The organism is Pseudomonas monteilii (genome assembly GCA_001534745.1).
GTDB classification, from domain to species: domain Bacteria; phylum Pseudomonadota; class Gammaproteobacteria; order Pseudomonadales; family Pseudomonadaceae; genus Aquipseudomonas; species Aquipseudomonas alabamensis.
On sequence record CP013997.1, the window covers coordinates 1631745 to 1652551 of the forward strand.

Below are 20807 nucleotides of genomic sequence, written 5' to 3' on the forward strand. Positions count from 1 at the left end.
CCGGCACAGCATCAGATGCCCATGCTGTGCAGGTGGGTCGCAATGTTGCGCAGCGTGGCGGTCAGGTCCGGGTGAGCGGCTTCGAACCGTTCCACCGCCAGGTTGACCCCGTCGGCGATGTTCGAGTCCTGGGCCTGGGTCTCCGTCTCAAGCGCGAGCTGGGCCTCGATCTGCTCCATCAGCTGGTGCAGATTGTCGCGTTCTTCGAACGACAGAGGCGCATTGGTCTTCAACTGCTCGCGCAGGCTATCGAGTTGCTCTTGCAGTTCGCGGGCGGGCATGGGGCGTCTCCCTCAATGAAATGGTCACAGCCATGGACCTCGCCGGCAGGGCAAAGGTTCTTGCACGGCTGTTCACAGCGTATGCCAAGGCAGAGGGGTCTGCCTCGTTCGCCCGGCGCCAGGCGACTGCCGGGCAGGTGCGCGTTTCGTTGAAGATCATGACGTGCAGGTAAAACTGTTCTCGAACCCCGCAGTCTTTATACTGATGCCTTATCAGCCACGCGCCCGGCGCGTGATCCGTGACTCGATGGAGATATGTTATGCGTGCGATTGCTGCTGGCGTGATGCAGCGAATCACCCAGGCCTGCGTGTGTGCCGGCCTCGTCCTGGCGCCCTGGACGGCGAGCCAGGCGGCGACGGAAGACGATCCGTGGGAGGCGGTCAATCGCCCGATCTTCCAGTTCAACGACTTCCTCGACACCTATGCCCTCAAGCCCCTGGCCAAAGGGTACCAGGCCGTCACGCCACAGTTCGTCGAAGACGGCATCCACAACGTCTTCAACAACCTGGGCGACGTCACCAACCTGGCCAACAACATCCTCCAGCTCAAGCCCTACGAGGCCGGCGTGGACACCGCGCGGCTCATCGTCAACACCACGTTCGGCCTGGGCGGCCTGATCGATGTCGGCACCCACATGGGCCTGACCCGCAGCGATGAAGACTTCGGCCAGACCCTGGGCTACTGGGGCGTGGGCAGCGGTCCGTACGTGGTGATTCCTTTCCTGGGGCCAAGCACGGTGCGCGATGCCGTGGCCAAGTACCCGGACACCTACACCCGGCCGTATCGTTACGTCGACGACGTGCCGGTGCGCAACTCGGTGTTCGCGCTGAACGTGGTCGATACCCGGGCCAACCTGCTGTCGGCCGAGAAGCTGATCACCGGCGACAAGTACATCTTCATCCGCAATGCCTATCTGCAGAACCGCGAATTCAGGGTCAAGGATGGCGAGGTCGAGGACGACTTCTAATTCGTGCACAGGGCAGGGCGGCTCTGGCCGCGCCTGCCCGGTGTGAAAAGGCGCCGTATCTGAAAACGAAAAAAGCCCAGTGCTCGGCACTGGGCTTTTTCATGCTGCCAGGGGTGTTGTGGACATCGCTGACAGGGCAGAACTGGTCGGAGAGACAGGATTCGAACCTGCGGCCTTCTCGTCCCGAACGAGACGCGCTACCTGGCTGCGCTACACTCCGATGAACAGGATCTTACTCGACGCGAAAATGCCGTGCAAGCCCCTGATGCGACAGGTTAAACCGTCGAATCACAGCTCCTTGACGGTGCGTACCTGATCCTTGTTGATGCGGGTCTTCTTGCCGTCGAGCTGTTCGAATTCGTAGAAGCCGGAGTCTTCATCGTAGGACGGTTTGTCGGTGGCCTGGATCTCGCGGCCGTCGTTCAGGGTGATGACGGTCGGCGAAGCGCAGCCGGCGAGCGTCGCCAGGCCGAGGGCGAGCAGGAAAGCGGGAACGATACGTTGGGCCATGGTGTTTCTCCGAGGCGAAGGTGGAAAGATGGCATTGAGACGCGGACGAACGGTACAAGTTCCTTGCTCGAGCGCGCACGGTGCGGATCGTCATGCATGCCCGCCGATCCGTCTTGCGCTGTGATATAACCCGTGGCTTGTCTTCCCTGCAATGGATCCCGTGCCCTTTATGAAAGCCAAGGCCGATACGCCCTTCGTTCCGCTCAATATCGCCGTGCTGACGGTGAGCGACACGCGCACGTTCGAGACCGATACCTCTGGCCAACTGTACGTGGACCGGCTCAAGGCGGCGGGCCATGCGCTGGCCGAGCGCGTCCTGCTGAAGGACGATCTGTACAAGATCCGCGCCCAGGTGGCGCAGTGGATCGCCGATGACGTGGTCCAGGTCGTGCTGATCACCGGCGGTACCGGCTTCACCGGCCGCGACAGCACGCCTGAAGCCGTCACCTGCCTGCTCGACAAACAGGTCGAAGGCTTTGGCGAACTGTTCCGGCAGATCTCGATCGCCGACATCGGCACCTCCACCGTTCAGTCCCGCGCCCTGGCCGGGCTGGCCAACGGCACCTTGGTGTGCTGCCTGCCCGGCTCGACCAACGCCGTGCGCACCGGCTGGGACGGTATCCTCGGCGAGCAGCTCGATGCCCGTCATCGCCCCTGCAACTTCGTGCCGCACCTGAAAAAGGCCGCGCCGTGTGAAAGCCGTGGCTGAGGCGACCCAGGGCCGGGCCCTGATGCCGGTGGAGGAAGCGCTCCAGCGCCTGTTGACGTTCGCGGTCGCCGCGCCGATCCGTGAAACCGAATCCCTTGCGCTGGCGCATTGCGATGGGCGCGTCCTGGCGCAGCCGTTGGTGGCGAGTCTGGACCTGCCGCCCTGGCCGAACAGTGCCATGGACGGTTACGCCCTGCGTTGCGCAGACGCCTCTGGCGAGCCCTTGCCGGTCAGCCAACGCATCTTCGCAGGCCAGGCACCGGCGCCTTTGCAGCCCGGCACCTGTGCACGCATCTTCACGGGCGCGCCGGTACCTGAAGGGGCCGATTGCGTCGAGATGCAGGAAAACGTCGAGGTACTGGACGACGGGCGCGTACGGTTTGCCCGGTCGCTCACCGCTGGCCAGAACATTCGCCCGCAAGGCCAGGAGACGCGCGCCGGGGAAGAAGTGCTGGCTACCGGGACACGCCTGGGGCCCATCGAACTGGCCCTGGCCGCGACCCTGGGCGTGCCGACGTTGTCCGTGGTGCGTCGCCCGCGGGTCGCGGTGCTGTCGACCGGCGATGAGCTGGTCGAGCCCGGCGAACCGCTGGGGCCGGGGCAGATCTTCAACAGCAACCGGCAACTGCTGATCAGCTGGCTGGAGCGCCTGGGCTGCGAACCGGTGGATGTCGGCATCCTTGCCGACGACCTGGCGCAGACCCGCGCCTGCCTGGCCGGCCTTCGGGGCATCGACCTGATCCTGTCCACGGGCGGGGTGTCGGTCGGCGAGGCGGACTACCTGGGCATCGCCTTGCGCGAGGCCGGCGAACTGGACCTGTGGAAGCTGGCGATCAAGCCCGGCAAGCCGCTGACCTTCGGCCACTGGCAGGGCGTACCGGTACTGGGCCTGCCCGGTAATCCGGCCTCCACGCTGGTGACCTTCGGCCTGCTGGCGCGGCCCTACCTGCTGCGTCGCCAGGGCGTCGACGATGTCACGCCTCTGGGGGTCGACGTACCGGCCGGTTTCGACTGGCCGCGTGCCGGTACGCGCCGCGAGTACCTGCGTGCACGGCTGGAGAGCGGGCAGGCCTGCCTGTACCCCAACCAGAGTTCGGGCGTGCTGCGCAGCGCTGCCTGGGCCGAGGGCCTGGTAGAGGTGCCCGAGGGGCAGACCCTGCAGGTCGGTGACCCGGTGCGTTTCATCCCGCTGAGCGAGTTGCTGGGCTGACGGCAGTTTTTCGCGAAACGCGGAGTATATCTGCCAAAACCGTGGTCGAGATCTGCGCACGCTCGACGGAGGAGACGCACGATGAACGTTCGAAAGGCCATGTTGGTGCTGCACGGTAAGCAGGCAACGAATGACGCGGTTCGCGAGGCGGTCAAGCAGATGCGCGAGCGCGGCTGGACGCTCGATGTGCGGCTGACCTGGGAAGGCGGCGACGCCGAGCGTCTGGTCCAAGAGGCCTTGGCGGCGGGCTACCCGCACATCGTCGCCGGCGGGGGCGATGGGACCTTGCGCGACGTGGCCCAGGCCATGGCCGGCGCCTCGGCCAGCCTGGCGCTGTTGCCACTGGGCACGGCCAACGACTTCGCCCACGCTGCCGGCGTCCCCCTGGAGCCCGAGGACGCCTTGCTGCTGTTGGAGCAGCCTGCCAGGACGGTCGACCTGGGCGCGGCGGGGGAGCGGATCTTCCTCAACATGGCGACCGGGGGCTTCGGCAGTACCGTGACGGCCAACACGTCCGAAGACCTGAAGAAGGTCCTGGGCGCCGCCGCCTACATGCTGACCGGCCTGAGCCGCTTCAGCGAGTTGCAGTCGGCCTCGGTCGAGCTGACCGGGCCAGAGTTTCACTGGCAAGGGCAGCTGCTGGCCCTGGGCATCGGCAACGGGCGTCAGGCCGGTGGTGGGCACGAACTCTGTCCGGAAGCGGTGATCGACGACGGCCTGCTGGACATCAGCATCCTGCCGGCGCCCCAGGAAGTGGTCGGCGCCTTGCGCGAGCTGCTGTCGGGCGAGGGGCTGTATGTGCGTGCGCGGCTGCCCTGGGTGGAGATTCGCAGTTCGCAAGGTGTCGACATCAACCTGGACGGCGAACCCTTGCAAGCCGATGCCCTGCGCTTCGAAGCACGCCCGGGGGCGCTGCGCCTGCACCTGCCGCCTGGCTCGGCGTTGCTGGGGCAGGCGCAGCTCACCGGCCCCGTCTGAAACGACCTGGATAACGGGGGCCGCAAGGCCCTTGAACCTTCATTCCCGCTGCGCAGGACAGACCCTGCAATTTGCCCATCAAGCTCCGCCCCCTCCCGCCGATACAGCCGTATCACCTTCAATCCGCTACCACACCCTGGGGGCCCCATGGCCGGCATTCTCGACACGGTCGATCAACGCACACAACTGGTCGGCGAAAACCGTCTGGAAATTCTCATGTTCCGCCTGGCCGGGCGGCAGCTTTTCGCCATCAACGTGTTCAAGGTCCAGGAAGTCCTGCAACTGCCCAAGCTGACGCTGATGCCCCAGCGCCACGCGTTCGTCTGTGGCGTGGTCAACCTGCGCGGCCAGACGCTGCCGGTGATCGACCTGTCCCAGGCCATCGGCATGCGCCCGCTGCAACCGGGTCCTGACAGCACCATCATCGTCACCGAGTACAACCGTTCGGTGCAGGCGTTCCTGGTCGGTGGCGTGGACCGCATCGTCAACATGAACTGGGAGTCGATCATGCCACCCCCGGCCAGCGCCGGGCGGCAGCACTACCTGACCGCCATCACCAAGGTCGATGATAAGCTGGTCGAAGTAATCGATGTCGAGAAGGTGCTGGCCGAGATCGTTCCCTACAACGTCAAGGTATCCCAGGCCCGGCTCGAAGACCCGATCCTGGCGCGGGCCCGTGGGCGCGAGGTGCTGCTGGTGGATGACTCCAGCGTGGCCCTGGCGCAGTTGCGCGATACGCTGTCGCAACTGGGGGTCAAGCTGCACATGGCCAGCGACGGACTCAAGGCGCTGCGCCTGCTCAAGGGCTGGGCCGATGCCGGCGAGAACGTTTGCGACAAGCTGCTGATGGTGTTCACCGATGCCGAGATGCCCGAGATGGACGGCTACCGCCTGACCACCGAGATTCGTGGCGATGCACGCCTGCGTAACCTGTACGTAGTACTGCACACCTCGCTGTCGGGCAGCTTCAACGAATCGATGGTGAAGAAGGTGGGGTGCGACAATTTCCTCTCGAAATTCCAGCCCGACCGTCTGGTGGACGTGGTGCGCGAGTGCCTGCTGCGCGACCAGGCCCCTGCCTGACCGCGATCGCAATGCCCGGACAGCACGAAGGCCTGCGCGGCAGGCCTTCGGTCTTGGGTGGGGCAGGGGGCGTCACAGGTCGTCGAAGTAGCGCTCGTGCCAGTCCACCAGCGGCTGCGGGATATTGAGCTTCTGCCCATAGATCACCGAATACGACAGCACGTTCTGCACGTACTGGCGCGTCTCGTCGAACGGAATCGATTCCACCCAGACGTCGAAGCTCAGGTGCTTGGCGCCCTTGAGCCATTGCCGTACCCGTCCCGGGCCGGCGTTGTAGGCCGCCGAGGCCAGTACACGGTTGCCGTTGAACTGGCCATGGACCTGGCTCAGGTAGGCCGCGCCCAACTGGATGTTCTTCTCCGGGTTGAGCACCTGCGCCGGTGACGCCAGGGGGATGTCGAACTTGCGCGCGGTCTCCTTGGCCGTGGCCGGCATCAGCTGCATCAGGCCGCTGGCACCCACGCCGGAGCGGGCGTCTTCCATGAAGGCGCTTTCCTGGCGGGTGATGGCGAACACCCAGCTCGGGTGCAGTCCACGGACCTTGGCTTCACGCACCAGCGTATCGCGGTAGGCCATCGGGAAACGGATGTCCAGGTCGTCCCAGTACTTGGCCAGGCTGATGGTGCGAATGGCCGGGAAGTACCAGCGCATGTCGTAGGCCAGGCGGGCCTGGGCCACCATCTCGTCGCGGTTGAAATGCCGGCTGACGTGGTACCACTCGCGGCGCCCGTCGACGATCTGGCCACGGGCATGGAATTCCAGCGCGCGTTCGATGCCCGGCGTGGTGCGCACCTTCTGCTTCAATTGTGGGCTCAGGACCAACGGCTTGTGGTTGAGCTGGTAGGGCGTGTGGGCGCGTTCGGCGGCCAGGAAACCGTAGAAGTCGCGCTCGTCGGCCACTGCCTTGTACAGCCGTGGCACCTGTGGGTTCTTCGGTTGCGCCAGTTCGAGCGTACGCGCCTGCCAGTAGCGCCAGCGGCTGGTCGTGGCGAGCGAGGCCGGCAGGCGCTGGGTCAGGGCGTGGGCATCGTCCCAGCGACCCAGGCGCAGCAGCAGGCGCAGGCGCCATTCGGTCACGGTGTCGTCGCGCAGCTCCGGGTCGTAGCGCGTCATCAGCTCCAGCGCCCGCGGGTCGTAGCGGCGCGCCAGGGTCAGGCCGATCTCGCGGGCGATGGCCACCTGCTCGTCCTTGGAGAAGTGCATGCGCTGCGCGTAGTCGTCCAGCAGGCTCATGGCCTGTTGAGGGTCCTGGCGCGCCAGGCGTCGCAGGCCCAGGCCGACCACATCGGACATGGCCTCGTCGACCGGCGCGAAGCGGGAAGGCTGGTTGAGCAGTTCCGGCTTCTGCGCGACTTCGATCAACAGGCGGCCTTGGGTGCCAAGTGTGCTCAACCCGTTGACCAGGGTGGTGGCCAGCGGGTAGTTGCGCGCCTGGGCCGCCAGCTTGGCCCGATGCCAGCGACGTGCTTCGGTCAATTGGCCTTCGGCCGCCCACAGACCGAACAGCGTGTCGCAGGCGGCTGGTTGCGGCTTGCCCACGTTCCACAGTCGCTCTGCAGTGGCCAGGCCTTCGGCGCGCTGGCCGTGCGTGAGCTGGTACTGCCCATTGAGGCAGTCGAGTTCGGTGAAGTTGAGTTTCGGGTCGTAATACCGCGCGAAGGTCGCCCAGTCGCCGCGCTCGGCCAGCCAGCGCAACCAGCGCAGCTTCATCCAGTTGGCCTGGGGCAGGTCGCCATGGGCCGCGAGGAAGGCTTCGATCTCTTCGTTGCTGGCGCTTTTCAGGCGCGCGGTCAACTCGTCGTAGGCCAGGTAGGGCGTGAGCGGATAGTCGCTCAAGACCTGGGCGTTGCGCAGGTAGGGGCCCTTGTCGCCCTTGGCCAGCGCGCGCTTGGCTTCGTCGTAGTACTGACGCTGCAGGGTGAGATCTGCGGCCTGCGCACCAGCGGCGGCGGTCAGAAGCAGGCATGAAGCGAGGGTGAGCAAACGGCTGCGCATGATACGTCCAGGCAGGGAAAGCAGGGAAGTGACGGCCAGGCCAGCACTGTGGAATAGGTCGGGCCTTAGCTTAGCTGGTTGCCGAGGCTGGAAGAAAGCATTGTGCCGGTATCTGGCGCAATGGTTTTACCGCAGGTTTCAGCCGGGCCGGCCGTCCAGCGTGGCGTAATGCCTCGCGCGCCCAAGTCAGGTAGAATGCGCGCCCGGTTTCTGGAGAGAATCATGACCCTGCTCAAATTCAGCGATGTGTCCCTGGCCTTCGGCGCGATGCCGCTGCTGGACAAGGTATCGTGGCAAATCGCCCGTGGTGAGCGGGTGTGCATCATCGGCCGCAATGGTACCGGCAAGTCGAGCATGCTGCGCCTGGTCAAGGGCGAGCAGAAGCCCGACGACGGCGACGTCTGGCGCGCCCCGGGTCTGAAGATCGGCGAGCTGCCGCAGGAACTGCCGGTGGCCGACGGCCGCAGCGTGTTCGACGTGGTCGCCGAAGGCCTGGACGGCGTCGGTGCCCTGTTGGCCGAGTTCCATCACCTAAGCCAGAACATCCAGGGCGACGACGACCTGGACAAGCTGATGCGCGTGCAGACCGAACTCGAAGCCCGCGATGGCTGGCGCCTGCAGCAACTGGTCGACAGCACCCTCAGCCGCCTGCAACTGCCGGCCGACAAGACCCTCGCCGAATTGTCCGGCGGCTGGCGCCGTCGTGTCCTGCTGGCCCAGGCGCTGGTCTCCGAGCCCGACCTGCTGCTGCTCGACGAACCGACCAACCACCTGGACATCGGGGCCATCGCCTGGCTCGAAGAGGCCCTGAGCACCTTCAACGGCGCGGTGCTGTTCATTACCCACGACCGTTCCTTCCTGCAGAACCTGGCCACGCGCATCCTCGAACTGGACCGCGGCGGGCTGATCGACTGGAACGGCGACTACGCCAGCTTCCTGGTCCACAAGGAAGCCATGCTGGCCGCCGAAGAGACCGCCAACGCGCTGTTCGACAAGCGCCTGGCCCAGGAAGAAGTGTGGATCCGCCAGGGCATCAAGGCGCGCCGCACCCGTAACGAAGGCCGCGTGCGTGCGCTCAAGGAGCTGCGCGTCGAGCGCAGCCAGCGACGCGAACGCCAGGGCAAGGCCAACCTGCAGATCGAGTCGGCCGAAAAATCCGGCAAGCAGGTGATGCTGCTCGAGAACGTGAGCTTCGCCCACCCCGGTGGCCCGCACCTGGTCAAGGACTTCTCCATGGTCCTGCAACGCCAGGATCGGATCGGTCTGCTCGGCGCCAACGGCACCGGCAAGACCACCTTGCTCAAGCTCATGCTGGGCGATCTGGAGCCCACCAGCGGCAAGATCGAGCGCGGCACGCGTCTGGAAGTGGCCTATTTCGACCAGATGCGTCACCAGCTCGACCTCGAGAAGACCGTCATCGACAACCTGGCCGAAGGGCGCGACTTCATCGAAATCGACGGGCAGAACCGGCACGTGCTGAGCTACCTGGGCGACTTCCTGTTCAGCCCGCAGCGCGCGCGTACGCCGGTCAAGGCGTTGTCCGGTGGCGAGCGTGCGCGTCTGCTGCTGGCCAAGCTGTTCAGCAAGCCGGCCAACCTGCTGGTGCTCGACGAACCGACCAACGACCTGGACGTCGAGACCCTCGAATTGCTCGAAGAGGTCCTGTCGGCCTACAAGGGCACCGTGCTGATGGTCAGCCACGACCGGGCCTTCCTCGACAACGTGGTGACCAGCACCCTGGTGTTCGAAGGCGAGGGTCGCGTGCGCGAGTACGTCGGCGGTTACGAGGACTGGATCCGTCAGGGTGGCTCGGCCAAGCTGCTGGGCGTGGCCGAGAGCAAGTCCGGCAAGTCGGAGCTCAACAGCGCGGTGGTCAAGCCGGTGGCCGAGGCTTCCGAGGCACCGGCCCCTGCGCCTGCCGAGGCCGGTGCCAAGAAGAAGCTCAGCTACAAGCTACAGCGCGAGCTTGAGGCCCTGCCGGGTCAGATCGATGCGGTGGAGCAGCAGATCGCCCAGGTGCAGGAGGAAGTCGGCAGCGCGGCGTTCTACCAGCGTCCGATCGGCGAGACCTCGGCGGTGCTGGCGCGTCTCGAGGCGCTGCAGGCCGAACTGGACACGCTGGTCGAGCGGTGGGCCGAACTCGAGGCCTGAACAGGCTCGCCGACCCGGCAGGTGCCGGGTCGGCCATGCGCCGTCAGTCCTTTTGCAGGCGTACCGCCAGCACATCGCACGGTGCGCCGTGCAGCACGTCATTGGCTGTCGAGCCCAGCAGCAAGGCCAGGCCATGGCGCCCATGGCTGCCTACCACGATCAGGTCACAGCCCTGTTCGGTGGCCAAATCATGGATTTCCTGACGCGGTTGCCCATATTTCAAGTGCGAGTCACCACGCGCGATGCCAGGGTACTTGGCGAACAGCCGATCCAGGCGCGCCTTGGCCTGGTCGAACTGTTGCTGCTGCAATTGCGACAGATCCATCGGCACATCGCCGCCAAAGGCCATGGCCATGGGTTCGACGATGTGGACCAGGGAGACCTTGGCGCCGGCGGGCTGGGCGAGGGCCATCGCGCGCTTGATCACCGGATCGCATTCTTCGGTCAGGTCGACCGCGACCAGCAGGTGGGTGTAGGACATGGTAGGTGCTCCTGGCAAGTGCAAAGATTCCAGTAGAGTCGGTATTCGGCTGGCCATGGCAAGGCCGGCTAACCCGCTCATTCACAACGCATTGTAGGACGTACAGATATGACGGTATGGCTGGTTGTGTCAATCCTCGCGCTGATTCTCAGTCCGCTCGCCTGGCTGCGTCCTTCGCGCAAACAGAGCGAGCAGATGAGCCTGCGCCTGGAGGCCCGGCGCCGGGGGATGGTCATGCAACTGGCTCCCCAGCAGTGGCCGCACTGGATGGAGCGGGACGCGCCGAGCCCGTGTCCCCAGTATCATCGCGCACGTCGCCGGGGCCGTCAGGACCAGTGGTGTTATTGGCAGGTCACGCCAGGCACCTGGCTCGACCGTTGGCGCGAGCCCTGTGCCGATCCTCGGGTGATGGAGGTGCTGGCGCGGTTGCCCGAGAGCGTCTACAAGATCGAAGCGGATACACGCATGATCGCGTTGTGCTGGTCGGAACGCGGCGAGGAGTCGGTGCTGCAGGACATCGCCTGGGCGTTGAATACGCTGGCTTGATGCTGTGTGAAAGTTTGCTCGCCCATGAGGGCGGTGACGGACCGGACACTATCGCGGGCAAGCCCGCACACAAGCTGCTTGCGCAGCCATGTCGACATCGACAGGCGGCAGAGGTCTAGGTGGGAGCTGGCTTGCCAGCGATAGGGCCCTGTCAGGCGCCGCCTGCATCGCGAGCAAGCCAGCTCTTATAGAACAAAAAATAGCTTGTTGATTTCAAAGGAAATAATTTTAGAATTTTGTGAGCCCTGCGGGCCCAATCGCGGCACAGGGGCCGCTCCCACAGGTGACCGCGATAGCCTGCAACCGCGCGGTGGGACTACGGGTGTAGGAGCGGCCCCTGTGCCGCGATGGGCCGCAAGGCGGCCCTAAAATTGATTAGCAATGAAGCTTCGGATCCTGCCAGCTATCGCCATGTTTTCTGCGCGATAGCGCGGCGCCAAGGCGGAGGGCGGACTCCCACAAGCTGCTTGCGCAGCCATGCCGACATCGGCAGGCTGCAGAGGTCTAGGTGGGAGCTGGCTTGCCAGCGATAAGGCCCTGTCAGGCGCCGCCTGCATCGCGGGCAAGCCCTACAGTACCGCGATCGCCTCTACTACTGCGGTGTAACTACGGGTGAACGGCCCCAGCCGGGGCGTCAGACCGGCCGCGATTTGGGTCCGCTGGGCCCACACATTAGCCCATGCGGTCTGGCATGTAACGAGTAGAAAAAAGACAGCTGCTCTCACAAGGTCCGTGGCCGCCGGTCTTGCTGTGGCATGCTCATGGGGCAGCGATTCCAAAGATCATCATCCGTAAAAGCTCGGCTCCTTCCAGCCATCGCCACGTCCTCTGCGTGAGCAGGCCGCTGCCTGACCTGCCAGCGAAGCGCACCTTCGGCCTTGCGCACACTGGCACACCCTCCCTCAGCCGCTATCGTGTCTCATCAGGCATAACGTGACCAAAAGGTCGCAAATCGTCTGCATCCGCCAGCATTTGACAAGCCTCCGCATTTCGGAGAATGTGTGCGCACCCCAAGTCAAACGGGCGTATGAATTGAGCGTTTGTCGGTGAAACGCTCTGCCATGACCCGATTCGCGCGGCGATGGGTGCACCTGGTACCACGGCAGGCAAGGCCCGCCCCACCAGCGGTCGACGCGTAACGTTCAGCTTCCATATTGGAGATCAGTGGATGATTTACGAAGGTAAAGCCATCACGGTTGAGGCGCTCGAAAGCGGCATCGTCGAATTGCGCTTCGACCTCAAGGGTGAGTCCGTCAACAAATTCAACCGCCTGACCCTGGAAGAGTTGCGCCAGGCCGTCGAGGCGGTGAAGGCCGACGCTTCCATCAAGGGCGTGATCGTCAGCAGTGGCAAGGATGTGTTCATCGTCGGTGCCGACATCACCGAATTCGTCGAGAACTTCAAGCTGCCCGAGGCTGAACTGGTGGCCGGCAGCCTGGACGCCAACCGGATCTTCAATGCCTTCGAGGACCTGCCGGTGCCTACCGTGGCGGCCATCAACGGCATTGCCCTCGGTGGCGGCCTGGAGATGTGCCTGGCGGCGGACTATCGGGTCATGTCGAGCAGTGCCAAGATCGGCCTGCCGGAAGTGAAGCTGGGCATCTACCCGGGCTTTGGCGGTACCGTGCGTCTGCCGCGCCTGATCGGCGCCGACAATGCCATCGAGTGGATCGCCGCCGGCAAGGAAAACCGTGCCGAGGACGCCCTCAAGGTCGGCGCCGTCGATGTCGTGGTCGCCCCCGAGCTGCTGCGCGCCGCTGCCCTGGACCTGATCAAGCGTGCCATCAGCGGCGAGCTGGACTTCCAGGCCAAGCGCCAGCCCAAGCTGGAAAAGCTCAAGCTCAACGCCATCGAGCAGATGATGGCCTTCGAGACCGCCAAGGGCTTCGTCGCCGGGCAGGCCGGGCCGAACTACCCGGCCCCGGTCGAGGCCATCAAGAGCATCCAGAAAGCCGCCAACTTCGGGCGCGACAAGGCGCTGGAGATCGAGGCGGCAGGTTTTGCCAAGCTGGCCAAGACCTCGGTCGCCGAAAGCCTGATCGGGCTGTTCCTCAACGATCAGGAGCTCAAGCGCAAGGCCAAGATCCACGACAAGATCGCCCATGACGTCAAGCAGGCCGCCGTGCTCGGCGCCGGGATCATGGGGGGCGGCATCGCCTACCAGTCAGCGGTCAAGGGCACACCGATCCTGATGAAGGACATCCGCGAAGAAGCCGTCCAGCTCGGCTTGAGCGAGGCCTCCAAGCTGCTGGGCAGCCGTGTCGAGAAGGGCCGTCTGACCACGGAGAAGATGGCCGAGGCGCTCAACGCCATCCGCCCGACGCTCTCCTATGGCGACTTCGGACACGTCGACATCGTGGTCGAGGCCGTGGTCGAGAACCCCAAGGTCAAGCAGGCCGTGCTGGCCGAGGTCGAAGGGCAGGTGCGTGACGACGCCATCCTCGCCTCCAACACCTCCACCATCTCCATCAACCTGCTGGCCCAGGCGCTCAAGCGCCCGGAAAACTTCGTTGGCATGCACTTCTTCAACCCGGTGCACATGATGCCGCTGGTGGAAGTGATCCGCGGCGAGAAGTCCAGCGATGTCGCGGTCGCCACCACCGTCGCCTACGCCCGCAAGATGGGCAAGAACCCCATCGTGGTCAACGACTGCCCGGGCTTCCTGGTCAACCGTGTCCTGTTCCCGTACTTCGGCGGCTTCGCTCGCCTGGTGGGTGCCGGCGTGGACTTCGTGCGCATCGACAAGGTGATGGAACGCTTTGGCTGGCCCATGGGCCCGGCGTACCTGATGGACGTGGTCGGCATCGACACCGGCCACCACGGTCGTGACGTGATGGCCGAGGGCTTCCCCGACCGCATGAAAGACACCCAGCGTACCGCCATCGATGCCCTGTACGACGCCAAGCGCCTGGGCCAGAAGAACGGCAAAGGCTTCTACGCCTACGAAACCGACAAGCGCGGCAAGCCGAAGAAGGTCGCCGACCCGGCGGTGCTCGACGTGCTGCAGCCGATCATCACCGAGCACCGCGAGCTGAGTGACGATGACATCATCAACTGGATGATGATCCCGCTGTGCCTGGAAACCGTGCGCTGCCTGGAAGACGGCATCGTCGAGACCGCTGCCGAGGCCGACATGGGCCTGGTGTACGGCATCGGCTTCCCTCCTTTCCGCGGTGGCGCACTGCGCTACATCGATTCGATCGGCGTCGCCGAGTTCGTTGCCCTGGCCGACCGCTATGCCGAGCTTGGGCCGCTTTACCAACCCACCGAGAAACTCCGTGAAATGGCCCGCACCGGCCAGCGGTTCTTTGGTTGAGCGACCCTTCGAGACTGAGCGAGAGATAACGTATGAGCCTGAATCCAAGAGACGTGGTAATCGTCGACTTCGGTCGCACACCCATGGGCCGCTCCAAAGGCGGCATGCACCGCAACACCCGCGCCGAAGACATGTCGGCGCACCTGATCACCCAGCTGCTGCAGCGCAACGCCAAGGTCGATCCCAAGGAAGTCGAGGACGTGATCTGGGGCTGCGTCAACCAGACCCTGGAGCAGGGCTGGAACATCGCGCGCATGGCCTCGCTGCTGACGCCGATCCCGCACACCAGCGGCGCGCAGACCGTCAGCCGTCTGTGCGGCTCCTCCATGAGCGCGCTGCACACCGCCGCTCAGGCCATCATGACCGGTAACGGCGATGTATTCGTGGTCGGCGGCGTGGAGCACATGGGCCACGTCAGCATGATGCACGGTGTCGATCCCAACCCGCACCTGTCGCTGCACGCGGCCAAGGCCTCGGGCATGATGGGCCTGACGGCCGAGATGCTGGGCCGGATGCACGGCATCACCCGTGAGCAGCAGGACCTGTTCGGCCTGCGTTCGCATCAGCTGGCCCACAAGGCCACGGTCGAGGGCAAGTTCAAGGACGAGATCATCCCCATGCAAGGGCATGACGAGCAGGGCTTCCTCAAGGTCTTCGACTACGACGAGACCATCCGTCCGGAAACCACCCTCGAAGGCCTGGCGGCGCTGAAGCCGGCCTTCAATCCCAAGGGCGGCACCGTGACCGCGGGCACCTCCTCGCAGATCACCGATGGCGCGTCGTGCATGATCGTGATGTCGGCCCAGCGCGCCCAGGACCTGGGCATCCAGCCGATGGCAGTGATCCGCTCGATGGCGGTGGCCGGGGTGGATCCGGCCATCATGGGCTACGGGCCGGTTCCGGCGACCCAGAAAGCGCTCAAGCGTGCCGGTCTGACCATCGCCGACATCGACTTCTTCGAGCTCAACGAAGCCTTCGCCGCGCAGGCCCTGCCGGTGCTCAAGGACCTCAAGGTGCTCGACCAGATGAACGAAAAGGTCAACCTGCACGGCGGTGCGATCGCCCTGGGCCATCCTTTCGGTTGCTCCGGTGCCCGTATTTCAGGCACGCTGCTCAACGTCATGAAGCAGAATGGCGGCACGCTGGGCGTGGCGACCATGTGCGTCGGCCTTGGCCAAGGCATCACCACGGTGTTCGAGCGCGTTTGATCCCCGCGGGATGACCATGACCGGGGCTCGATGCCCCGGTTTTTTTTCGATCCGATTCACGAGAAGGCAGCATGCACATTCAGCCAGGCATCTATCGTCATTACAAAGGGCCCGAGTACCGCGTGCTCGGCACCGCGCAACACTCTGAAACCGAAGAGTGGCTGGTGTTCTACCAGGCGCTGTATGGTGAGTTCGGCTTGTGGGTACGTCCCTTGGCCATGTTCCAGGAGCAGGTCGAGGTCGATGGGGAATCGGTGGCGCGTTTCGCGCTGATCGAGCCGCAGGAGAGCCCCTTGGCGACGCTCGGCAAGGCGACCGGTTGAACTCCCGCGCTTGACCTCACTCTGTTGCCACTATATATAGCGGTGCCGCGTCGAGCACCTGGCGCGTTTTTCTTTTCAGCTTTTCAGGAATTATCCGATCCATGGGCAAATCGCTGGTCATAGTGGAATCCCCGGCCAAGGCCAAGACCATCAACAAGTACTTGGGCAACCAGTACGTGGTGAAGTCGAGTATCGGCCATATCCGCGACCTTCCCACCAGCGGTTCGGCCAGCGCGTCCAAGGAGCTTGCCGCCAAGCGCGGCAAGGCTGCGGCCGAAGGGCCGGTCCTGTCGCCGAAGGAAAAGGCGCGCAAGCAGCTGATCAATCGCATGGGCGTCGACCCGGACCATGGCTGGAAAGCCAAGTACGAGATCCTGCCGGGCAAGGAAAAGGTCATCGACGAGTTGCGGCGCCTGGCCAAGGACGCCGACACCATCTATCTCGCGACCGACCTTGACCGCGAAGGGGAGGCCATCGCCTGGCACTTGCGCGAGGCCATTGGGGGCGATGACAGTCGCTACAAGCGCGTGGTGTTCAACGAGATCACCAAGAAAGCCATCCAGGAGGCCTTCGCTCAACCTGGCGAACTCGACATCGCCCGGGTCAATGCCCAGCAGGCGCGTCGTTTCCTCGACCGCGTGGTGGGCTACATGGTGTCGCCCCTGCTCTGGTCGAAGATCGCCCGTGGGCTGTCGGCCGGTCGGGTGCAGTCGGTAGCGGTCAAGCTGGTGGTCGAGCGTGAGCGTGAGATCCGTGCCTTCAACCCTGAAGAATACTGGGAAATCCACGCCGACCTTGGCACCACGCGCGGCGCCAAGGTGCGTTTCGACGTGGCCCGCGAGAACGGCGAAGCCTTCCGGCCGCTGAACGAAGCCCAGGCCATGGCCGCGCTGGACAAGCTCAAGGCCTCCAGCTACAGCATCGTCAAGCGTGAAGACCGTCCGACCAGCAGCAAGCCATCGGCACCTTTCATCACCTCGACCCTGCAGCAGGCCGCCAGCAACCGTCTGGGCTTCGGCGTGAAGAAGACCATGATGATGGCGCAGCGCTTGTACGAAGCGGGCTACATCACCTACATGCGAACCGACTCCACCAACCTGTCGGTCGACGCGGTGAGCATGGCGCGCGAGTACATCGAGCAGGAGTTCGGCAAGCAGTACCTGCCGGAGTCGCCGGTGGTCTACGGCAGCAAGGAAGGCGCGCAGGAGGCTCACGAAGCCATTCGCCCGTCCGACGTGAACACGCACCCGAGCAAGCTCAGTGGCATGGAGCGTGATGCCGAGCGTCTCTACGAGCTGATCTGGCGCCAGTTCCTGGCCTGCCAGATGCCACCGGCGCAGTACCTGTCGACCAGCGTGACCGTGGCGGCCGGTGAGTTCGAGCTGCGTGCCAAGGGGCGCATCCTCAAGTTCGATGGTTATACCCGTGTGCTGCCACAGCAAAGCCGTCCCGGCGAGGACGACGTGCTGCCTGAAATGACCAAGGGTGAAGCGCTCGAGCTGCTCCAGCTCGACCCGAGCCAGCATTTCACCAAGCCACCGGCGCGGTTCACCGAAGCCAGTCTGGTCAAGGAAATGGAAAAGCGCGGCATCGGCCGTCCGTCCACCTATGCGGCGATCATCTCGACCATTCAGGACCGGGGTTACGTGACCTTGCACAACCGTCGTTTCCACTCGGAAAAGATGGGCGATATCGTCACCGAACGCCTGGGCGAAAGCTTCGCCAACCTGATGGACTATGGTTTCACCGCCGGCATGGAAGAAAACCTCGACGACGTGGCGCAGGGCGAGCGCGACTGGAAGAACGTCCTTGACGAGTTCTACGGCGATTTCAGCAAGAAACTGCAGCACGCCGAGTCCGCCGAGAGCGGCATGCGCGCCAACCTGCCGACCTTGACCAACATTCCGTGCAAGGAATGCGGGCGTCCGATGATGATCCGTACCGCCTCCACGGGCGTGTTCCTGGGCTGCTCGGGCTACAGCCTGCCTCCCAAGGAACGCTGCAAGGCCACCGTCAACTTGGTGCCGGGCGACGAGATCGCCGAGGATGACGAGGGTGAGTCCGAGTCGCGCGTGCTCCGCAGCAAGCACCGTTGCCCGATCTGCGCCACGGCCATGGATGCCTACCTGCTCGACGAGAAGCACAAGCTGCACATCTGCGGCAACAACCCTGATTGCCCAGGCTACGAGATCGAAGAGGGCAGCTATCGGATCAAGGGCTACGAAGGCCCGAGCATCGAGTGCGACAAGTGCGGCAGCGAGATGCAGCTCAAGACAGGCCGCTTCGGCAAGTTCTTCGGGTGCACCAACCCGGCGTGCAAGAACACCCGCAAGCTGCTCAAGAGTGGCGAAGCCGCTCCGCCGAAGATGGACGCGGTGAAGATGCCCGAGCTCAAGTGCGAGAAGGTCGACGACACCTACGTGCTGCGTGATGGGGCATCGGGCCTGTTTCTGGCGGCCAGCCAGTTCCCGAAGAACCGCGAGACCCGCGCGCCGCTGGTGATGGAGATCGTCCCGCACAAGGACGAAATCGATCCCAAGTACCACTTCCTTTGCGAAGCGCCGCAGAAAGACCCCGAAGGGCGTCCTACGGTCATCCGCTACAGCCGCAAGACCAAGGAGCAGTACGTGCAGTCCGAAGTCGACGGCAAACCGACCGGGTGGAAAGCGTTCTACGACGGCGGGGCCTGGAAGGTCGAAGACAAGCGCTGAGTGCAGCGGGCGGTCACCTCGTCGTGACCGCCTGCCATCCTGCCTGCTGTTGCGCCACCGCCTTGGGCGAACCATGATCTGTCGGGGTCGTATTCGCGCTTGCCTGGGTGGCGCCTGATCACCGACACTGGCTCATCGCTCGAAGGCCCCAGGAGGGCACCGTGATGGCCCAGGAACTCTACACCCGTACCAACCAGAAACTGTTCTTCGCCGGGCTGGCCCTGGAATCCATGGGCAAGGCACAGGCAAGCCAGGCCATGAACGCACAGGGCTTGGTTCAGGCCGAGCGGGAAGCGGCCGTCTTCCACCTGTACGGCGCCTTGTTGGGATTGTGTCAGGAGATTGCCGGCTTTTACCGTCTGACGCCGTCTGCAGAACCCCGCGTCGAGGCGCTGCTTGCCGAGCCGGCGCTGCGTGATCTTGCCATCCCCGAAGTGGCCGAGCTGCTCGAGTTGGCCCACAACCGCGAAACCTGGCTGGCCTGCCTGCTGCGCACCTACAACGGTTTGTACCTGCCAGCGCAGGCGAAGAAGGCATCCAAGGGGGATGTGACCCAACCCCTGATCCAGGCGATCAACCTGGATGAGCCCGCCTCCCCGGTGGTATCGCGCGAAGAGCTGGAGCACTGGCGGCACAGCCTGAAAGACGTGGTTCGACGTTTCCGCGACGCGCTCAGTGAGTGCTGATGGCCACACTGGCTGCTACAATGCCCGCCTTACGTGGAGAACAGTCTTTTATGTCAACGTCGTTTCTGGAAATTGTCGAATTGCCGGATGGCCGCATCGAGCTGCGCCGTGCCGAAGATGAAGGGTCCCTGGTCATTCTGGATTTCTCCGAGGACGCCAAGGTCTTTCTGCAAGGTCAGCATGTCGAAGTGGCCAAGGCAATGTTGAGCGTCGGCGTGCAGATGGCAGGTCGCCTGGTAGAAGGCGAGCTGGAGCAGGAAGAAGGCCCGCGCGTTCTGCATTGAGGTGACGGGGCCTGGAGGCCCCGAACCTGTCGAGACGATCCTCGATCAAGACAAACCCCTGAGCATCAGCCGAAGCGGATGTTCAGGCTTTGTGCATTCCCCATCATGGCGGCGCGGACAAGCTGTTGACGTGCAGCGGCGTTGACGTTGCCGAGCCAGCTCACCACGGTGTGGCTACGGCCCAGACGCAGGGCTTCGCTGGCCAGTTGCAGGGCGCTCTGGGTACCGCGGGGTTGCAGCAGCAGAATGCGTTCGCGGTTCAGCCCCGCCTCCCTGAACCAGGCGTGGGTCAGGCTGACCGGTGGCGCGATCAGGGTCAGCCAGCGTGCATCCTGCTCCTCGCTGAGTTCGCGCAGCACGGGCGCGAGCAGGCTCTGGCAATGGGCCTGCGCACCGCGCAGGGCCAGTTCACTGAAGTGCTCGGGCCGGTACTCGGGCGCCACAGGCTCCCGAGTCTTGAAACCGGGTAGGACCGGTTGTGCCAAGAAGGCTTCGAACAAAGGCAATTGTGTAGGCCTGGCCGATTGTGCGGTGGGTTGCATGGTGCCTCCTGTCAGCGACGTATCACGCCGACGCTCAAGCCTTCGATCACCAGATCCTGGTCCTTGAGGTCCACTTCGATCGGGGCGAAATCCGGGTTTTCGGCCAGCAGCCAGACCTTGGTCCCTTCGCGCTTGAAGCGCTTGACCGTCACTTCGTCGCCAATGCGTGCCACGACGATCTGGCCATTGCGCGCTTCACGGCAGGTGTGCACCGCCAGCAGGTCGCCATCGTAGATGCCGACGTCCTTCATGCTCATGCCATGCACCCGCAGCAGGTAGTCGGCGCGAGGGTGGAAGAAAGCGGGGTTGATGTTGCAGGACTGCTCGATGTGTTGCTGGGCCAGGATGGGCGCCCCTGCTGCCACACGGCCAACGACGGGAAGGCCGGGCTCTTCCTTGGTGTCTGCGCCGGGGATGCGAATGCCGCGGGAGGCGCCGGGCGTCATTTCGATGGCACCCTTGCGCGCCAGGGCCTTGAGGTGTTCCTCGGCGGCGTTGGGCGACTTGAAGCCCAGCTCCTGAGCGATCTCGGCGCGAGTGGGGGGAAATCCATTGTCTTCAAGGCAGCGCTTGATGAAGGCCAGGATTTCGGCTTGGCGTGGCGTCAGTTTCAGCATGGCGTGGGCTCTGGCTTTTTATACAGTGACTGGGATTATATACAGGGGTGGAGTCGCTGCAAGCACGAACTTGCGAACGGTCGTCCGATTCTCAGGACAGGAGGTGCGCCAGGGTTCGATGCGCAAGAGCAATGAGCGCTGACTCATCGGTCATATGGCCTTGACAGCGGCAGGGAATGAAACGTATGTTTCAAACAACTGTTTGCGG

19 protein-coding genes and 1 tRNA gene are annotated in these 20807 nt (G+C 64.3%); 13 read left to right on the forward strand and 7 right to left on the reverse strand.

What is annotated here, in order from left to right:
- Nucleotides 1-11: 11 nt before the first annotated feature.
- Complete coding sequence (locus APT63_07255; protein AMA45445.1) at nucleotides 12-281, reverse strand: chromosome partitioning protein ParA; 270 nt, start codon at nucleotides 279-281, stop codon at nucleotides 12-14.
- Nucleotides 282-541: 260 nt separating this feature from the next.
- On the opposite strand from APT63_07255, the gene APT63_07260 reads away from it, so the two are divergent.
- A complete protein-coding gene (locus APT63_07260; GenBank protein AMA45446.1) occupies nucleotides 542-1249 on the forward strand; it encodes a hypothetical protein in 708 nt (235 codons plus the stop codon).
- Between the two features lie 143 nt (nucleotides 1250-1392).
- On the opposite strand, the gene APT63_07265 is transcribed toward APT63_07260, so the two are convergent.
- Nucleotides 1393-1469 (reverse strand) — tRNA-Pro (locus APT63_07265).
- Between the two features lie 68 nt (nucleotides 1470-1537).
- Entirely contained in the window at nucleotides 1538-1759 is a 222-nt protein-coding gene (locus APT63_07270) for a hypothetical protein (GenBank protein ID AMA45447.1), read from the reverse strand.
- A gap of 169 nt (nucleotides 1760-1928) precedes the next feature.
- Between APT63_07270 and APT63_07275 the strand changes: the two genes are divergently transcribed.
- The 4 genes from APT63_07275 (at nucleotide 1929) to APT63_07290 (ending at nucleotide 5739) form a co-directional block, all read left to right on the forward strand.
- A complete protein-coding gene (locus APT63_07275; GenBank protein AMA45448.1) occupies nucleotides 1929-2468 on the forward strand; it encodes a molybdenum cofactor biosynthesis protein in 540 nt (179 codons plus the stop codon).
- Nucleotides 2452-3678 carry a molybdenum cofactor biosynthesis protein MoaA gene (locus APT63_07280; GenBank protein AMA45449.1) on the forward strand — a complete coding sequence of 409 codons (1227 nt, stop codon included), beginning with the start codon at nucleotides 2452-2454 and terminating at the stop codon, nucleotides 3676-3678. Before APT63_07275 ends, APT63_07280 begins: the two co-directional genes overlap by 17 nt.
- A gap of 81 nt (nucleotides 3679-3759) precedes the next feature.
- Nucleotides 3760-4656 (forward strand): lipid kinase YegS, encoded by an 897-nt coding sequence (locus APT63_07285; GenBank protein ID AMA45450.1) that lies wholly within the window; start codon nucleotides 3760-3762, stop codon nucleotides 4654-4656.
- 147 nt (nucleotides 4657-4803) lie between these two features.
- Entirely contained in the window at nucleotides 4804-5739 is a 936-nt protein-coding gene (locus APT63_07290; protein AMA45451.1) for a chemotaxis protein CheW, read from the forward strand.
- Nucleotides 5740-5811: 72 nt separating this feature from the next.
- On the opposite strand, the gene APT63_07295 is transcribed toward APT63_07290, so the two are convergent.
- Nucleotides 5812-7734 (reverse strand): lytic transglycosylase, encoded by a 1923-nt coding sequence (locus APT63_07295; GenBank protein ID AMA45452.1) that lies wholly within the window; start codon nucleotides 7732-7734, stop codon nucleotides 5812-5814.
- Nucleotides 7735-7956: 222 nt separating this feature from the next.
- On the opposite strand from APT63_07295, the gene APT63_07300 reads away from it, so the two are divergent.
- Nucleotides 7957-9885 (forward strand): ABC transporter ATP-binding protein, encoded by a 1929-nt coding sequence (locus APT63_07300; protein ID AMA45453.1) that lies wholly within the window; start codon nucleotides 7957-7959, stop codon nucleotides 9883-9885.
- Between the two features lie 43 nt (nucleotides 9886-9928).
- Here the strand turns inward: APT63_07300 and APT63_07305 are convergent, their stop codons facing one another.
- Entirely contained in the window at nucleotides 9929-10366 is a 438-nt protein-coding gene (locus APT63_07305; protein ID AMA45454.1) for a universal stress protein UspA, read from the reverse strand.
- Between the two features lie 108 nt (nucleotides 10367-10474).
- Here APT63_07305 and APT63_07310 point away from each other — a divergent pair, with 108 nt between their 5' ends.
- The 7 genes from APT63_07310 to APT63_07340 all read left to right on the forward strand — a co-directional run bounded on the left by APT63_07310 (nucleotide 10475) and on the right by APT63_07340 (nucleotide 19440).
- Entirely contained in the window at nucleotides 10475-10912 is a 438-nt protein-coding gene (locus APT63_07310) for a hypothetical protein (GenBank protein ID AMA45455.1), read from the forward strand.
- Between the two features lie 1168 nt (nucleotides 10913-12080).
- Nucleotides 12081-14228, forward strand: coding sequence for a multifunctional fatty acid oxidation complex subunit alpha (fadB, locus tag APT63_07315; GenBank protein AMA45456.1), 2148 nt, complete (start codon nucleotides 12081-12083; stop codon nucleotides 14226-14228).
- Nucleotides 14229-14260: 32 nt separating this feature from the next.
- Nucleotides 14261-15436 carry a 3-ketoacyl-CoA thiolase gene (gene fadA, locus APT63_07320; GenBank protein ID AMA45457.1) on the forward strand — a complete coding sequence of 392 codons (1176 nt, stop codon included), beginning with the start codon at nucleotides 14261-14263 and terminating at the stop codon, nucleotides 15434-15436.
- Nucleotides 15437-15507: 71 nt separating this feature from the next.
- On the forward strand, nucleotides 15508-15759 hold the full coding sequence (locus APT63_07325; GenBank protein ID AMA45458.1) for a TonB box-like protein: 252 nt from the start codon (nucleotides 15508-15510) through the stop codon (nucleotides 15757-15759).
- Nucleotides 15760-15860: 101 nt separating this feature from the next.
- Nucleotides 15861-18470 carry a DNA topoisomerase I subunit omega gene (locus tag APT63_07330; protein AMA45459.1) on the forward strand — a complete coding sequence of 870 codons (2610 nt, stop codon included), beginning with the start codon at nucleotides 15861-15863 and terminating at the stop codon, nucleotides 18468-18470.
- 164 nt (nucleotides 18471-18634) lie between these two features.
- Nucleotides 18635-19156, forward strand: coding sequence for a PasA protein (locus tag APT63_07335; protein AMA45460.1), 522 nt, complete (start codon nucleotides 18635-18637; stop codon nucleotides 19154-19156).
- 50 nt (nucleotides 19157-19206) lie between these two features.
- Nucleotides 19207-19440 (forward strand): hypothetical protein, encoded by a 234-nt coding sequence (locus tag APT63_07340; protein ID AMA45461.1) that lies wholly within the window; start codon nucleotides 19207-19209, stop codon nucleotides 19438-19440.
- 65 nt (nucleotides 19441-19505) lie between these two features.
- On the opposite strand, the gene APT63_07345 is transcribed toward APT63_07340, so the two are convergent.
- A complete protein-coding gene (locus APT63_07345) occupies nucleotides 19506-19982 on the reverse strand; it encodes a CDP-glycerol--UDP-pyrophosphoryl-N-acetylglucosaminyl-N-acetylmannosamine glycerophosphotransferase (protein ID AMA45462.1) in 477 nt (158 codons plus the stop codon).
- Between the two features lie 11 nt (nucleotides 19983-19993).
- Entirely contained in the window at nucleotides 19994-20599 is a 606-nt protein-coding gene (locus APT63_07350) for a LexA family transcriptional regulator (GenBank protein ID AMA45463.1), read from the reverse strand.
- Nucleotides 20600-20807: the final 208 nt, after the last annotated feature.

What these genes read in the sequence shown, in the direction of transcription:
- APT63_07255 (AMA45445.1), bottom strand. Translation starts at nt 281, where the DNA reads ATGCCCGCCCGCGAACTGCAAGAGCAACTCGATAGCCTGCGCGAGCAG.
- APT63_07260 (AMA45446.1), top strand. Translation starts at nt 542, where the DNA reads ATGCGTGCGATTGCTGCTGGCGTGATGCAGCGAATCACCCAGGCCTGC.
- APT63_07270 (AMA45447.1), bottom strand. Translation starts at nt 1,759, where the DNA reads ATGGCCCAACGTATCGTTCCCGCTTTCCTGCTCGCCCTCGGCCTGGCG.
- APT63_07275 (AMA45448.1), top strand. Translation starts at nt 1,929, where the DNA reads ATGAAAGCCAAGGCCGATACGCCCTTCGTTCCGCTCAATATCGCCGTG.
- APT63_07285 (AMA45450.1), top strand. Translation starts at nt 3,760, where the DNA reads ATGAACGTTCGAAAGGCCATGTTGGTGCTGCACGGTAAGCAGGCAACG.
- APT63_07290 (AMA45451.1), top strand. Translation starts at nt 4,804, where the DNA reads ATGGCCGGCATTCTCGACACGGTCGATCAACGCACACAACTGGTCGGC.
- APT63_07295 (AMA45452.1), bottom strand. Translation starts at nt 7,734, where the DNA reads ATGCGCAGCCGTTTGCTCACCCTCGCTTCATGCCTGCTTCTGACCGCC.
- APT63_07300 (AMA45453.1), top strand. Translation starts at nt 7,957, where the DNA reads ATGACCCTGCTCAAATTCAGCGATGTGTCCCTGGCCTTCGGCGCGATG.
- APT63_07305 (AMA45454.1), bottom strand. Translation starts at nt 10,366, where the DNA reads ATGTCCTACACCCACCTGCTGGTCGCGGTCGACCTGACCGAAGAATGC.
- APT63_07310 (AMA45455.1), top strand. Translation starts at nt 10,475, where the DNA reads ATGACGGTATGGCTGGTTGTGTCAATCCTCGCGCTGATTCTCAGTCCG.
- fadB (AMA45456.1), top strand. Translation starts at nt 12,081, where the DNA reads ATGATTTACGAAGGTAAAGCCATCACGGTTGAGGCGCTCGAAAGCGGC.
- fadA (AMA45457.1), top strand. Translation starts at nt 14,261, where the DNA reads ATGAGCCTGAATCCAAGAGACGTGGTAATCGTCGACTTCGGTCGCACA.
- APT63_07325 (AMA45458.1), top strand. Translation starts at nt 15,508, where the DNA reads ATGCACATTCAGCCAGGCATCTATCGTCATTACAAAGGGCCCGAGTAC.
- APT63_07330 (AMA45459.1), top strand. Translation starts at nt 15,861, where the DNA reads ATGGGCAAATCGCTGGTCATAGTGGAATCCCCGGCCAAGGCCAAGACC.
- APT63_07335 (AMA45460.1), top strand. Translation starts at nt 18,635, where the DNA reads ATGGCCCAGGAACTCTACACCCGTACCAACCAGAAACTGTTCTTCGCC.
- APT63_07340 (AMA45461.1), top strand. Translation starts at nt 19,207, where the DNA reads ATGTCAACGTCGTTTCTGGAAATTGTCGAATTGCCGGATGGCCGCATC.
- APT63_07345 (AMA45462.1), bottom strand. Translation starts at nt 19,982, where the DNA reads ATGCAACCCACCGCACAATCGGCCAGGCCTACACAATTGCCTTTGTTC.
- APT63_07350 (AMA45463.1), bottom strand. Translation starts at nt 20,599, where the DNA reads ATGCTGAAACTGACGCCACGCCAAGCCGAAATCCTGGCCTTCATCAAG.